13 protein-coding genes are annotated in these 14,278 nt (G+C 37.0%); 12 read left to right on the top strand and 1 reads right to left on the bottom strand.

Features of this window, described 5'->3' with window-relative positions:
- The first annotated feature begins 4 nt into the window (after positions 1 to 4).
- From aroC to yajC, 3 genes are read left to right on the top strand one after another with little or no spacing between them, the layout of a single operon-like run.
- On the top strand, positions 5 to 1,105 hold the full coding sequence (gene aroC, locus OCV53_RS11205; RefSeq protein WP_055198339.1) for a chorismate synthase: 1,101 nt from the start codon (positions 5 to 7) through the stop codon (positions 1,103 to 1,105).
- A gap of 2 nt (positions 1,106 to 1,107) precedes the next feature.
- A complete protein-coding gene (tgt, locus tag OCV53_RS11200; protein ID WP_055198337.1) occupies positions 1,108 to 2,235 on the top strand; it encodes a tRNA guanosine(34) transglycosylase Tgt in 1,128 nt (375 codons plus the stop codon).
- Positions 2,236 to 2,261: 26 nt separating this feature from the next.
- Positions 2,262 to 2,555 carry a preprotein translocase subunit YajC gene (gene yajC, locus OCV53_RS11195; protein ID WP_055198335.1) on the top strand — a complete coding sequence of 98 codons (294 nt, stop codon included), beginning with the start codon at positions 2,262 to 2,264 and terminating at the stop codon, positions 2,553 to 2,555.
- Between the two features lie 69 nt (positions 2,556 to 2,624).
- Here the strand turns inward: yajC and OCV53_RS11190 are convergent, their stop codons facing one another.
- Positions 2,625 to 3,452 carry a PHP domain-containing protein gene (locus OCV53_RS11190; RefSeq protein WP_055198334.1) on the bottom strand — a complete coding sequence of 276 codons (828 nt, stop codon included), beginning with the start codon at positions 3,450 to 3,452 and terminating at the stop codon, positions 2,625 to 2,627.
- Positions 3,453 to 3,550: 98 nt separating this feature from the next.
- Here OCV53_RS11190 and OCV53_RS11185 point away from each other — a divergent pair, with 98 nt between their 5' ends.
- The 9 genes from OCV53_RS11185 to OCV53_RS11145 all read left to right on the top strand — a co-directional run.
- Positions 3,551 to 3,916 carry a TIGR04086 family membrane protein gene (locus tag OCV53_RS11185; protein WP_022375020.1) on the top strand — a complete coding sequence of 122 codons (366 nt, stop codon included), beginning with the start codon at positions 3,551 to 3,553 and terminating at the stop codon, positions 3,914 to 3,916.
- 56 nt (positions 3,917 to 3,972) lie between these two features.
- Positions 3,973 to 4,116: a six-cysteine ranthipeptide SCIFF gene (gene scfA / locus OCV53_RS11180; protein WP_009203580.1), complete on the top strand. Its 144-nt coding sequence runs from the start codon at positions 3,973 to 3,975 to the stop codon at positions 4,114 to 4,116.
- A 99-nt stretch (positions 4,117 to 4,215) separates the two neighbouring features.
- The gene (gene scfB, locus OCV53_RS11175) at positions 4,216 to 5,592 is read left to right on the top strand and encodes a thioether cross-link-forming SCIFF peptide maturase (protein ID WP_022375021.1); all 1,377 of its coding nucleotides are present in this window, start codon (positions 4,216 to 4,218) and stop codon (positions 5,590 to 5,592) included.
- Positions 5,579 to 7,873, top strand: a complete 2,295-nt coding sequence (locus tag OCV53_RS11170; protein ID WP_055198332.1) for a protein translocase subunit SecDF — start codon at positions 5,579 to 5,581, stop codon at positions 7,871 to 7,873. The genes scfB and OCV53_RS11170 overlap by 14 nt, the downstream gene beginning before the upstream one ends.
- Positions 7,874 to 7,936: 63 nt before the next feature.
- Positions 7,937 to 9,664 (top strand): single-stranded-DNA-specific exonuclease RecJ, encoded by a 1,728-nt coding sequence (gene recJ, locus OCV53_RS11165; protein WP_055198330.1) that lies wholly within the window; start codon positions 7,937 to 7,939, stop codon positions 9,662 to 9,664.
- Position 9,665: 1 nt separating this feature from the next.
- On the top strand, positions 9,666 to 10,496 hold the full coding sequence (locus OCV53_RS11160; protein ID WP_022375024.1) for a Cof-type HAD-IIB family hydrolase: 831 nt from the start codon (positions 9,666 to 9,668) through the stop codon (positions 10,494 to 10,496).
- 59 nt (positions 10,497 to 10,555) lie between these two features.
- Positions 10,556 to 11,824: a C39 family peptidase gene (locus tag OCV53_RS11155; RefSeq protein WP_055198328.1), complete on the top strand. Its 1,269-nt coding sequence runs from the start codon at positions 10,556 to 10,558 to the stop codon at positions 11,822 to 11,824.
- Positions 11,825 to 11,917: 93 nt separating this feature from the next.
- Positions 11,918 to 13,894 carry a SpaH/EbpB family LPXTG-anchored major pilin gene (locus OCV53_RS11150; protein ID WP_055198327.1) on the top strand — a complete coding sequence of 659 codons (1,977 nt, stop codon included), beginning with the start codon at positions 11,918 to 11,920 and terminating at the stop codon, positions 13,892 to 13,894.
- Positions 13,895 to 13,959: 65 nt separating this feature from the next.
- Positions 13,960 to 14,278 (top strand): hypothetical protein (locus tag OCV53_RS11145; RefSeq protein WP_331485947.1); only part of this gene is annotated, 319 nt, incomplete at its 3' end.

Here is a 14,278-nt window from a genome sequence, read left to right as displayed (position 1 = left end):
TCATATGGCAGGATCAGGTTTTGGTACAAATTTCCGCATCACAACATGGGGAGAGACACATGGTGCTGGTGTTGGAGTAGTTGTGGATGGATGTCCGGCAGGGCTATCATTAGATAGAGAAGATGTTCAGAAATATCTGGATCGCAGGAAACCGGGACAGTCTAAGTATACAACACAGAGAAAGGAAGGAGATCAAGTAGAGATTCTTTCTGGAGTATTTGAAGGGAAGACAACAGGAACACCGATTTCCATGGTTGTATATAATAAGGATCAGAGATCTAAGGATTATAGTAATATTAAGGATGTTTACCGTCCAGGACATGCAGATTTTACATTTGATATGAAATATGGTTTCAGAGATTATCGTGGTGGTGGAAGATCATCAGGACGAGAGACGATCGGACGTGTTGCTGCAGGTGCAGTTGCAGCGAAAGTGCTTGAAGAACTAGAAATTTCTGTAAAGGCATATGCAAAGGCAATTGCAGGTATTGAGATTTCAGAGGATAGATTTGATCTTAATGAGATGAATAACAATCCGTTTAATATGCCAGATAAGGAAGCAGCAGATCTTGTAGCCAAGAAAGCAGATCAGATGATCAAAGAACAGGATTCGATCGGTGGAATTATAGAATGCCAGATCACAGGGATGCCAGTTGGTATTGGAGAAACTGTATTTGATAAGCTGGATGCAGAACTTTCGAAGGCAATTATGTCTATTGGAGCTGTTAAAGGGTTTGAGATCGGAGATGGATTTGCAGCTGCAAACCTTAGAGGATCAGAGAATAATGATAATTTTATCAGTATGGATGGCAAAGCCGTGAAAGAAACGAATCATTCTGGCGGAGTTCTTGGAGGAATGAGTGACGGAAGTACGATCGTATTTCGTGCAGCGGTCAAACCAACTCCATCCATTGCGAGAACACAGAAGACGATCAACCGTGATCTTGACAATGTAGAGATTGAAATTCATGGGCGCCATGATCCAATGATTGTGCCAAGGGCTGTAGTTGTGGTAGAATCAATGGCAGCCGTTACGATTCTTGATGGTGTGTTAAAGAATCTAGGAGCAACAATGGATAATATTAAAAAGATTTATGGTGAGTAAGAATGTATGAATTAATTAAAAAAGACGGAAGAGCAAAAAGAGGAAGGTTAACAACCGTCCATGGAGTGATTGAGACACCGGTATTTATGAATGTCGGAACAGTCGCAGCGATCAAAGGTGCAGTCAGCACAGATGATCTTAGGGAGATCGGAACTCAGGTAGAGTTATCAAACACATATCATCTGCATGTAAGAACAGGTGATAAATTGATCAAAGAATTTGGTGGACTTCATAAATTTATGAACTGGGATCGCCCAATTCTTACAGATTCTGGCGGATTTCAGGTATTTTCTCTGGCAAAACTCCGCAAGATCAAAGAAGAAGGAGTATCTTTCTCCTCTCATATCGATGGAAGAAAGATCTTTATGGGACCAGAAGAAAGTATGCAGATTCAGTCCAATCTTGGGTCTACGATTGCGATGGCATTTGATGAGTGTCCGCCACATCCTGCAACAAGAGAATATATGCAGAATTCTGTAGATCGTACAACAAGATGGTTAGTAAGATGTAAGAAAGAGATGGATCGTTTGAACTCTTTGGAAGACACGGTCAATCCACATCAGATGTTATTTGGAATCAATCAAGGTGGAACATTTGAAGATATCCGTATTGAACACGCCAAAGAAATTTCAAAACTGAATCTTGATGGATATGCTCTTGGCGGTCTGGCAGTAGGAGAAACACATGATGAGATGTATCATATCATCGAAGAAACAGTTCCATATCTGCCTGAAGATAAACCAACGTATCTGATGGGAGTTGGTACACCAGTGAATATTCTTGAGGCTGTAGACCGTGGAGTTGATTTCTTTGACTGTGTATATCCAACAAGAAATGGCCGCCATGGACATGTATATACTAATCAGGGGAAATTAAACATGTTCAACAAAAAATATGAACTTGATCATCGCCCAATCGAAGAAGGATGCCAGTGTCCAGCTTGCAGAAGTTACAGCAGAGCTTACATCAGACACCTTCTGAAAGCAAAAGAAATGCTTGGAATGAGATTATGTGTCTTGCATAACTTGTATTTTTATAATACAATGATGAGTGAGATTCGTCAGGCAATCGAAGAAGGAAACTACAAAGAATATAAGAAACGTAAGATTGATGGCATGATGAATCAGTAATCTTATTAGAAAGATGGAGGAAGAAAATGGATCAGGTTACAATGACAATTCTGATGCTGGTTATTTGTTTTGCATTAATGTACTTTTTAACAATCAGACCACAGAAGAAGAAAGATGAAGAGTTAAGACAGATGATGGAAGCTCTGGAAGTTGGAGACAGTGTGTTAACAACAAGTGGATTTTACGGAGTTGTTGTGGATAAAGTTGATGAAACTACGATCATTGTTGAATTTGGTAACGACAAACATTGTCGTATTCCAATGGAAAAATCAGCGATTCAGGCAATGGAGAAAGCAAACGGATCATCTGACGACGAGTAAGATAATTCATGAATAAAAAGAATCTGGAAAATATGAGAATAGAGCTCATATTTCATCCAGATTCTTTTTTTATCTAAGAAGTTCATCAAGAAGATGATCTGGTACATAAAGTGTCCCACGGCCAGTACCAATATCTATATCAGGTTTATTTGTTCCGTGAAAATCAGAACCACCAGAGGCTAAAAGATGATATTCTTTTTGCCATTCTCTTAATTTTGCGATTTGTCCCTTATGGTGGGAAGAATGGTAAATTTCAATTCCAGCAAGACCATAATCTTTCAGATCATGGATAAGCTGTTTTGTATCCTTATTAGAAAATTTATATAAAAAAGGATGAGCAAGAACTGGAATGCCACCTGCATCAAGAATTAATTTGAGGCAGTCTTTCGGATCAAAAAATGGTTTTGGAATATAGTATTTACATTTTTCACCGAGATATTTGGAAAAAGCCTGTTCCCTGGAAGTGCAGATGCCCTCTTCCACAAGAACTCTTGAAAAATGAGCACGTGTAATAACTGTATTAGGGTCTCCGTGTTGTAATTTCTCAAGAGTAACAGGAAATCCATCTTTTTGGAATAATTCGATCATATCGAGATTACGTTTCATTCTTTTGTCTCTCAGATCATTTAATGTGGTATTTAAATCCTTGTTCTTGCAATCAATTCCATAACCTAAGATATGGATCTCACGATGAAGTGTATCACATGAAATTTCAATTCCAGGAATGAATTTTAAATCTTTAGGAAGATTCATTGCCAAGATTTCTGAAATACCATCAACTGTATCATGATCAGTAAGAGAAAAACCATATAAATTCTTTTCAATTACTTTATGGACAATTTCTTTCGGAGTAAAAGTCCCATCAGAACAAGTAGAATGTATATGAAGATCAATCATTTTAAAACTCCTTTCACATATTTAATGTTAGTTTATCACAAAAAGACATAGAAGCAAAACAACAGACATATATTAAATGAAAGAAAGGAGTATTTGCTATGGGGCCAGAAAAGAAAGTGTTATATATTGTGCAAAGTCTGGTTGCTGCTTATATTGTTACCGGACTATTGTTGTGTCTTCTTGCATTTATTGTTTATCAGAGCAATACAGGGACGAAGATGGCGAATCTTGGCATTACACTTACATACATTTTTGCTTCAATCCTTGCAGGAATGATCATTGGAAAAAAGATTGGAAAACGGAAGTTCTTATGGGGATTTTTTGTTGGAGTATTATATTTCGCAATATTAACTTTAATATCTGTTGTGTTTCAGGAAAATACAGTTATTTTTTCAACAGAACGCATCACAGCATTGTTCTTATGTATTGCTGGAGGAACTTTAGGTGGAATGCTTGCTATTTGACCTAGGATATGATACAATATAGCAAGTTATTTTATGAGAATCAGGAGGACGATAAGATGAAACATATTAAAACTCTGACAAATAAAACATTACAGAACACAGTAAAAAAAGGTGGATGTGGTGAATGCCAGACATCTTGCCAGTCAGCATGTAAAACATCTTGTACAGTAGGTAACCAGACCTGCGAACACAGCAAATAGTCAAATAAAACAAAGACTCTATGCTTGAGGCGTTCCTTGTGGGCCGCCTCATTTTTTACATGAAAGAAAATAAATAACAGATAAAGGGAGAAAGAAACAATGGTTCATCAGTATAAGAACAATGGATATAACATGGTCCTTGACGTAGCAAGTGGATCTGTTCATGTTGTAGATGATCTGACTTATGAAGTGATCGCTTTATATGAAGACCATACATTAGAAGAGATCATCAAAGAATTATCATCTTGGGATGAAAAAGATGTAAGAGAATCTTATGAGGAAGTTACAGAATTAAAAGATGCAGGTGTATTATTTACAGAAGATTGTTATGAAGAATACATTTGCGGATTCAAAGACAGACCAACAGTTGTAAAGGCACTTTGTCTTCACATTGCACATGATTGTAACCTTGCCTGTCGATATTGCTTCGCAGAAGAAGGAGAATACAAAGGAAGACGTGCTTTAATGAGTGCTGAAGTTGGTAAGAAAGCTTTAGATTTTCTTGTAGAGAACTCTGGAAATCGTAGAAATCTGGAAGTAGATTTCTTTGGTGGAGAGCCTTTAATGAACTTTGATGTTGTCAAAGAGATCGTTGCTTATGGACGTGATTTAGAGAAGACTCATGATAAGAAGTTCCGTTTTACACTGACAACAAATGGTGTATTATTAAACGACGATATCATGGAATTCGCGAATAAAGAGATGGATAACGTTGTATTAAGTGTTGATGGTAGAAAAGAAGTTCATGATTTTATGAGACCATTTCGAAATGGAAAAGGAAGTTATGACTTTATTATTGATAAATTTAAGAAATTTGCAGACAGTAGAAATCAGCAGAAATATTATGTAAGGGGAACTTTTACACATCATAATCTGGATTTTTCGAAAGATGTTATGCATTTAGCAGATGAAGGATTCGAACAGATTTCCGTAGAGCCTGTTGTGGCACCAGATACAGCAGATTATGCGATCAAAGAAGAAGATCTTCCAAAGATCATGGAAGAATATGATCTTCTGGCAAAAGAGATGATCAAGAGAGAGAAAGAAGGAAAAGGATTTACATTCTTCCACTTTATGATCGACTTAACAGGAGGACCATGTGTAGCGAAACGTTTATCTGGATGCGGTTCTGGAACAGAATATCTTGCAGTAACACCATGGGGAGATTTATATCCATGTCACCAGTTTGTAGGAGAAGAAGATTTCTTAATGGGTAATGTCTTCGAAGGTATTAAGAAAGATGAGATCGTCAAAGAATTCAAAGCATGTAATGTATACTCCAAAGAAGAATGTAAAAAATGTTTTGCAAGATTCTATTGCAGCGGTGGATGCAGCGCAAACTCTTATAACTTTAATGGTACGATCAATGGAACTTATGAGATCGGATGTAAATTAGAACGCAAGAGAGTTGAATGTGCACTTATGGTAAAAGCAGCATTAGCGTTAGAAGAGGAGACGGAGAATGAAGAAGCGTAATAGCAGCGGCAAGTATATTGCAGGGCTTATTTTACTGATTGCGTTGTGTGTATTTGGAGTATTTATTACAACAAAAGGAATCACAAAGAACAAGATTGGACGAGCAAGCAACATTGAACTTGGATTGGATCTTGCAGGTGGAGTCAGTATCACATATGAAGTTGATGGTAAGAACGTATCTGACAGTGATATGAAGGATACCGTATACAAACTTCAGAAACGTGTGGAAGGTTACAGCACAGAAGCAGAAGTTTATCAGGAAGGAAAAGATCGTATCAATATCGAAATCCCCGGAGTAACAGATGCAAACAAGATCTTAGATGAACTTGGTAAACCAGGAACACTTTCTTTTGCAGTTCAGAAACAGGTAAAAGTAAAGCAGAATGGAAAAACAACAACACAGACTACTTTAGATACCATTTTAACAGGACAGAATGTTAAGAAAGCAAAAGCTGTCACAAATCAGAATCAGACAACTGGTAAGAAAGAATATTTAGTTGCCCTTGAATTTGACTCCAAAGGAACAAAAGCTTTTGCCAAAGCTACAAAAGCAAACATCGGGAAACCAATTTATATCATCTATGATAACCAGGTGATCAGTGCACCAAATGTACAGGAAGCGATCACAAAAGGTGAATGTACGATCGATGGTATGGAAAGTTATGAAGCAGCCGAGAATCTTGCTTCATCTATTCGAATTGGTTCCTTACCAGTCAAATTAAAAGAACTTCGTTCTAACGTAGTGTCTGCTAAGTTAGGAGTTAATGCGATCCAGACAACGATTAAGGCTGGAATCATCGGATTTGCCTTGGTATGCTTGATCATGATCGCATTTTATGCAGTGCCAGGTATCATTGCATGTGTAGCACTTGCAATTTATATGCTAATGATGTTACTTGCACTGAATGGATTTAATGCAACGTTGACATTGCCGGGACTTGCGGGTATCATCCTCGGTATCGGTATGGCGGTCGATGCCAATGTAATCATTTATGCAAGAATTCAGGAAGAAATCGGAGCAGGTAAGAGTACAGGAGCTGCGATCAAGTCTGGATTTGGAAAAGCAGCTTCAGCTATTATTGATGGTAATGTTACAACACTGATCGCAGTTTTAGTACTGTGGTTTAAAGGATCTGGAACGGTCAAAGGATTTGCTCAGACATTAGGAATGAGTGTACTAATTTCCATGTTTACAGCACTTGTGATCAGCCGATTCCTTGTATATGCAGCATATCACTTTGGACTTCGTGATAAGAAATGGTATGGAAAACCAAGAACGATCAAGACAAGAGATTTTGTCTGTGCTGGTAAGAAATACGTTGCAGTCGCAGGTGTGATCATTTTAGTCGGACTTGCAGCACTGCCTATGAACAGAAGTAAGATTGGTACGATCTTAAATTATGATCTTGAATTCTCAGGAGGAACAGCATCTACGATCACATTTAAAGATGATCAGAAAGTAAATGATTCTTTAGAAAAACAGATTGTGAAAGCCTATGAGAAAGTCAGCAAATCAACATCTGTTCAGAGTCAGAAAGTAAAAGCGAATAACCAGATGGTTGTTAAGAGTGTAGAACTTAACCTGAATCAGAGAAAACAGATTGAAAAGACATTAAAGAAAGATTATAAAGTTAAATCAGTTACAACAGAGAATATCAGTTCAACGATCAGTAATGAAATGCAGAGAGATGCATTTATCTCAGTTATCATTTCAGCAATCTGTATGTTGATCTATATTGCAATCCGATTTAAAGATGTTAAGTTTGGATCTAGTGCGATCATCGCATTGTTAAATGATGTGTTAGTTGTATTTGCGGCATATTCTATCGGAAGATTATCTGTGGGTGGAACATTTATCGCATGTATGCTAACGATCATCGGATACTCTATCAACTCAACGATCGTTATCTTTGACCGTATCCGTGAGAATCTGAAACTTCAAACGATCCGTACAAGAGATGATATCAAAGCACTTGTAAATCAGAGTATTTCAAGTACACTGGTTCGTACGATCAATACAAGTTTAACAACATTTGTTATGGTATTGGCGTTATTTATCTGCGGAGTATCATCTTTAAGAGAATTTGCCCTGGCATTGATCGTTGGTGTTATTGGTGGAGCATTCTCTTCTGTATTCTTGACAGGACCATTATGGTATATGATGAAGACTCGTATGGGCTCTGATGCTATAAAAGAAAGTAATGGACAGACATCTGTACAGCCAGAGAAGATCACAGCGAATCCAAACCGCAAGAAAAAGAAGAAAAAGAAAAGAAAATAAGACAAGTAAAAAGAGTATTCAGTAAAGACTGAATGCTCTTTTTCTAGAAGATGGAGAAACATGATGGAACAGTGGTATCTGTATAAGAAAAAAGCCGATTTTACAAAGATTGGTGAGAAATTTCAGATTGATCCCGTGATCGCAAGACTGATCAGAAACAGAGATGTGATCGGGGATGAAGAAATACATAAATATTTATATGGAAATCTTTCGGATATTTCAGATCCATTTCTGATGAAGGGAGTCAGAGAAGGTGTGGATATCATAAGAGAGAAGATCAGAGACAGAAAAACAATCCGCATTATCTCAGATTATGATGTAGACGGAGTTGTTTCTAACTATATTTTATGGAAAGCAATCTATGATCTTGGTGGAATGATTGATTTTCAGATTCCAGACCGTATGAAAGATGGTTACGGGATCAATGAAAATATCATTGAGAAGGCAGTAGAGGATCAGATTGATACGATCCTTACATGTGATAATGGAATTGCAGCTAGTGAAGCAATCAGATTTGGAAAAGAACATGGTCTTACAATGATCATTACAGATCACCACGATGTACCATTTATTTTAAATGAAGATGGAAGTAAAGAAGAAATTCTTCCACCAGCTGATGTTGTCATTAATCCCAAACAAAAAGAATGTAAATATCCATATCCGCTTCTTTGTGGAGCAGGAGTTGCATTTCAGTTTGTGAGAGCATTGTATAAATCTATGGGCGAGGATGAAAACAAACTGGAAGATCTGTTATCTATGCTTGCGATTGCGACTGTATGTGATGTTGTAGATCTTACAGGAGAGAACAGGATTTTTGTGAAAGAAGGATTAAAGAGGATCAAAGAGACAAGAAATGTGGGTCTTAGAGCATTATTGGATGTTCATGATCTTATGGAGAAACAGATACAGTCTTATGCTCTTGGCTTTATTATTGGACCATGCATTAATGCAAGTGGCCGGCTGGAATCTGCAGAAAAAGCATTGAATCTGTTCCTGGAAGAAGATAAAAAGAAAGCAATGCAGACAGCAAAAGAATTAAAAGAGCTGAATGATCTTAGAAAAAGTATGACAGAGAATGGTGTAAAAGCAGCATTAGATCAGGCAATGAAATATGAAGCAAAAGGCGATAAAGTACTTGTTTTATATTTACCAGATTGTCATGAAAGTATTGCTGGGATTATTGCTGGAAGAATTAAGGATCGTCTAAACCATCCAGTCTTTGTACTTACTGATGCAAAAGATGGAATTAAGGGATCAGGACGTTCTATCGAAGAATATTCCATGTTTGAAGAGATGATGAAAGTTAAAGAGGTGTTTACTAAATTTGGCGGGCATCCGATGGCAGCGGGATGTTCTCTTGAGAAGGAGGACCTTAAAGCATTTCGTAAAAAAATCAATGAAAATTGTACATTGGATGAAAAAGATTTCGCAAAGAAGGTGCAGATCGACATCGATATGCCGGTTGATTATATCACAATGGATCTGATTCATCAGTTGTCAGTACTGGAACCTTTCGGGAAAGAAAATAAAAAGCCCCTATTTGCACACCGTAAATTAAAGATTGAACGTGTCAATGTGTTTGGAAAAAATAAAAATGTAATTAAATTAGCATTAAAGAGTAGTCAGGGAACACGGATTGATGGTATGATTTTTGAGGATGAAACAGAATTTAGAGAAAAAATGGGGACAAACAAGTATATTACATGCACTTATTATCCTGTGATCAATGAATATCAGGGATATAAGAGTCTTCAGATCAATATTCAAAATTATTTTTTTGCGGAGGGATAACATGAGTAAGATAAAACTGGTTGCAATGGATCTTGATAATACATTATTAGACAGTAATAAACAAATATCAGAACATACAAAAGAAGTGTTAAAAGAGGCGATCAGACAGGGAGTTTATATTGTACCTGCTACAGGACGTATTTTCAAAGCGATTCCGGAGTTTTTGAGAAATATTGAAGGTGTTCGTTATGCAGTTTGTTGTAATGGAGCAACAGTATATGATCAGTATGAAGAAAAGATTATTTATACGAATCATTTATCCGTGGATGTGACATTGGAGTTATTTAGAATACTTGAAAAATATCATTCCACACATGATATTTATCAAAATGGACAGGGATATATGGAAAAACGTTATTTGGATCACCTTTCAGAATATAATGTATCAGGACATTTACTGAAACTGGTAAATGATACAAGGCTGCCAGTGGATGATCTTAAAAAGCATCTCAAAGAAAATCCATTAGGAATTGAGAAGATCAATGCATTTTTTGATAATATGAAAGAAAGATCAGCAGCAATAAAAGAATTGACTGAAAAAAATATTGCTAGTGTATCAAGTGCACTTGATAATAATATTGAGCTTAATCAGTTTGGCTGTGATAAAGGGGATGGATTAAAACATCTTGCCAAATGTCTTGGCTTAACAATGGATGAAGTTATGGCATGTGGAGATGCTGGAAATGACACCATGATGATCAAGGCAGCAGGAACAGGTGTTGTTATGGGAAATGGACGAGAAGAATTAAAAGCAATTGCTGATTTTGTTACAAAGACAAATGATGAAGACGGAGTGGCATATGCGATTGAGAAATTAGTTCTTAATTCTTGACGATGTTATTTGAAGTGATATAATAAGTATGTTTAAATAGTTAGGGGGGAAATATAAGAATGAGAAAAACGCGAAAAACAGCGGCTGTATTGGCTCTGTATGCGGTTTTGATGCTTAGTTCAGCGTCTGTAGTAAGTGCAGATCAGGTAAATGATAAGACATTTGCAAGAGAACAGACAAATGAGCAGACTGACACTAGCAAAGATAATTCTGCCCAGACGACAGAAGCTTCGACAACTGAGGCAACGACAGAAAAGAAAACAGAAGCTAAGCCAACGACAGAAAAGAAAGATAAGACAAATACAAGTCATAAGAAGAAAGCAACAACTAATAAGACAGAGCGTAATACAATAAAGAAACATAAGAAGAAAAAGAAAGATACCAAAGACAAGAAGAAAGATAAAAAGAAAGACAAAAAAGATAAGAAAGCGATCATTCCAAAAGTCTATAATGACCATAGCATTGAGATGAAAGGAAAGAAAGAATCTATTCAAGGATTTATTTATTTTAATCAGGCAGATGCAGCATGGAATGATAATGGTTACCAGATTCATAGCAGCGGATGCGGACCAACAGCAATGGCTGTCTGCATCAGTTCATTAACTGGTAAATGGGTTACACCAGTAGATACGACAGTTTGGGCATATAAGCATGGATATTATACAAGTGCGGGTGCAAGTCATGAGATGGTACCGGCATTGGCAAAGCAGTATAAACTTTCATGTAATGGACTAGGAACAGATATTAATAAAGTACGCAGTGCCTTGAAGAAGAAACATCCGGTAGTAGCACTGATGGGACCTGGTTATTTTACAAAGAAAGGACATTTTATTGTTCTTGTAGCGATTGATAACAATGATCAGGTAACAGTAGCTGATGTTGGAAGCAGAGAACGTACACAATATAAATATCTATTAAAAGATGTAGTAGCCCAGACAAAAGCTGCTTCAGCAGGAGGACCTTGCTGGGAGATTTACTCTAAAGATAAGAAAGCAAAGAAGACAACCGATACAAAGACTAAGACAATTCAGGCGAAGAAAGAATTTAAAGATACATCTAAGATGTATGCAGAGATCAAAGCAGTCTTACAGAAGAACTATCATCTGAGTGTACCGCTTAAGAAAGGAACTTTGGTCAATAAAGATCAGTTTGTCACAGTTAGCTCTTTAACGATCAATGATAAAGTTACAGTTATGGATGTGTCTAAGAAACTTACAACAGATGTTGATCTTCAGCAAGTAGTATCTGAGATTAAGACAGATGCAGTCAAAGGTTCTTTTTGGAATACAGTAACGATTGAACCTAATAAAACAAGTGTAACAGAATAATTTTAAATTACATAGTAAGAGATAAGAAGCACAGAGAATGTAAAAGTTTTCTGTGCTTTTTTACTTCATAGGAAATTTCAGGAGAAAAACATTATGAATATTAAAAAAATGATAACAAAAATTACAGCGGGAGCATTATGTATGTTAATGTTTGCAGCAACTGTTGGACAGACAATAAGTTCAGTACATGCAGCACAGAGTGATGTGATCGATACATCAAGAACAGCATCCTTAACAATCCACAAATACGACATGACAGCAGCACAGAAAGGCGGAGTTGATTTAAGTCAGTTTACTGCTACTGGAAAACAGGATGCAAAAGCAGAAGAAGCTTTAAAGAAGTATCCGATCAAAGGTGTTGAATTCAGCTATCTGCGTGTCGGTGATGTAGAGCAGCAGAGTGAAGCTGGTAAAGTTCAGATGATCTATGAACTGCCAGATGCATTACAGAAGATCTTAGGATTAGCAGATTCAGATGCGGCAAAGACAGAAGGAAGTAAAGATTACTTTACAAGCCAGATCATCAATGACAAGTTAGCTTCTGCATTAGAAGATAACACTGCATCCAAAGACAAATTGGAAGATTACATGAAGACAAACAACGGAACTGCCATGGATCTTACAGATGCACAGGGTGTGACAAAGAAAGACAAGCTGCCACTTGGTCTTTATCTGATTGTAGAGACAAAAGTTCCAGAAGATGTCACTTATACAACAAACCCTTGGTTCGTGCAGTTACCATCCACTGATTCCGAAGGGGATGACTGGTTCTATGATGTTGTATGCTATCCAAAAAATGAAACTGGTATCCCAACCCTTGATAAAAGAGTTCGAAACAATCCAGATCAGGATAATGTAACAACAGCAGAACAGAGTGCTTTAGCAGATTTCACAAATGCAAGAGAAGAATACAAATACCAGAGCACAGTTACAGCATCCAAAGCAGAAAAGCTTGATTATCAGTTTATCTCAAAATTACCACATATCACATCAGGAACAACATACCTTTCAACATACGCGTTCGATGATAAGATGGCAAAAGGTATGACATACAACAAAAATGCAGTGATCGCGATCTATGACAACAAAGATGCAGCAGATACAACAAACGTTAACAACGTTGACAAAAGTGGTGCGATCGCAGTATGGAAATCATCTGATACAGATCCTAAGTTTGCAGTAATATATGGTAAATCTGGAGATGATTCTACAATGAAAGTAGAAATGACAAAATCCGGATTAAACGAGATCAATAAGAAATACTCTGACAAATATATCGTTGTTTACTATACAGCAGATGTAAACACAGATGATACAGTCGTTCTTGGTGACAAAGGTAACCCTAACGATGTGTCCTTAACATGGAAGAGAACATCTACAGATTACTGGGATATCTTAAAAGATAAATGTATCGTATACAGCTTTGGTTACAACTTCACAAAGAAATTCTCTGATAACAAAGGAGATGCAACAAAAGTTAAATTCGTGATCCAGAACAAATCTGACAATTACTATTTAGTAGCAAAAGCAGACAGTGACGGAATTTATCAGGTAACTGGAAAATCTGCAACAGAAGAGGGTGCAACACAGTTCAGCCCTGCAGCCGATGGAAAACTGATCATCAATGGTATCGAAGGTGATGAGTATGGATTTACAGAAACACATTCCGATGCTGGATATACATTACTGAAAAAAGAGATCATCGTAAAGATCAATTCAACAAAAGCAGATATCACACCAACACAAGCAAACATCACAGGAATCCAGTCTAAGAACGAAAATGATTCCACAGCAAACGATGGTGTAAAAAATGGTACAGAACTCGCTAATGATGTAGCAGTCCAGACAACAGGTGCATCTGCAACGGTTGACAGCAAAAAAGCAACAATGAGTGCAAATGGAGAATCCGTAAACGCATTTGTTGATATGGAAGTTACAAACCAGAAACAGTTCTTACTGCCAATGACAGGTGGTGTAGGAAGCTATGCACTGATCATCGCAGGTGTCGTTATTGCCGGATGCGGATTTATGATCGTTAAAAAGAACCAGAAACGTAAAGAAGTTCAGTAAGAGTTAGAAACTTAAAAATGTTTTGATAAACCCTGTCAGGCAACTGGCAGGGTGATCTTAAAAATATGAGACAAAAAATCATTCCAATACTGATCATATTGTTTGGTTTTGCCTTGTTGTCTTATCCGTTCATCAGTAACTACATGTTTGAAAAAAGTGCTGGTTCAACGATCAAGTCCTATGAAAAACAGGCAAAAACCTATGATCAGAAGCAAAAAGAACAGGCATTTCGGAAAGCGGAAGAATATAACAAAGACCTGATCAAGTCAGTGGTACAATTGATGGACCCGTTCAAAGTCAAAAAAAGCAATGGAGAGACACTGATCTATAATAATATCTTAAATATCGATCATTCAGGAGTGATGGGATATCTGGAAATTCCCT

It is taken from the genome of Anaerostipes amylophilus (assembly GCF_025567365.1).
Classification (GTDB): Bacteria; Bacillota; Clostridia; order Lachnospirales; family Lachnospiraceae; genus Anaerostipes; species Anaerostipes amylophilus.
Note: the sequence above shows the minus strand (reverse complement) of the source record. Positions and strands in the feature narration are given on the sequence as shown.

What these genes read in the sequence shown, in the direction of transcription:
- aroC (WP_055198339.1), top strand. Translation starts at nt 5, where the DNA reads ATGGCAGGATCAGGTTTTGGTACAAATTTCCGCATCACAACATGGGGA.
- tgt (WP_055198337.1), top strand. Translation starts at nt 1,108, where the DNA reads ATGTATGAATTAATTAAAAAAGACGGAAGAGCAAAAAGAGGAAGGTTA.
- yajC (WP_055198335.1), top strand. Translation starts at nt 2,262, where the DNA reads ATGGATCAGGTTACAATGACAATTCTGATGCTGGTTATTTGTTTTGCA.
- OCV53_RS11190 (WP_055198334.1), bottom strand. Translation starts at nt 3,452, where the DNA reads ATGATTGATCTTCATATACATTCTACTTGTTCTGATGGGACTTTTACT.
- OCV53_RS11185 (WP_022375020.1), top strand. Translation starts at nt 3,551, where the DNA reads ATGGGGCCAGAAAAGAAAGTGTTATATATTGTGCAAAGTCTGGTTGCT.
- scfA (WP_009203580.1), top strand. Translation starts at nt 3,973, where the DNA reads ATGAAACATATTAAAACTCTGACAAATAAAACATTACAGAACACAGTA.
- scfB (WP_022375021.1), top strand. Translation starts at nt 4,216, where the DNA reads ATGGTTCATCAGTATAAGAACAATGGATATAACATGGTCCTTGACGTA.
- OCV53_RS11170 (WP_055198332.1), top strand. Translation starts at nt 5,579, where the DNA reads ATGAAGAAGCGTAATAGCAGCGGCAAGTATATTGCAGGGCTTATTTTA.
- recJ (WP_055198330.1), top strand. Translation starts at nt 7,937, where the DNA reads ATGGAACAGTGGTATCTGTATAAGAAAAAAGCCGATTTTACAAAGATT.
- OCV53_RS11160 (WP_022375024.1), top strand. Translation starts at nt 9,666, where the DNA reads ATGAGTAAGATAAAACTGGTTGCAATGGATCTTGATAATACATTATTA.
- OCV53_RS11155 (WP_055198328.1), top strand. Translation starts at nt 10,556, where the DNA reads ATGAGAAAAACGCGAAAAACAGCGGCTGTATTGGCTCTGTATGCGGTT.
- OCV53_RS11150 (WP_055198327.1), top strand. Translation starts at nt 11,918, where the DNA reads ATGAATATTAAAAAAATGATAACAAAAATTACAGCGGGAGCATTATGT.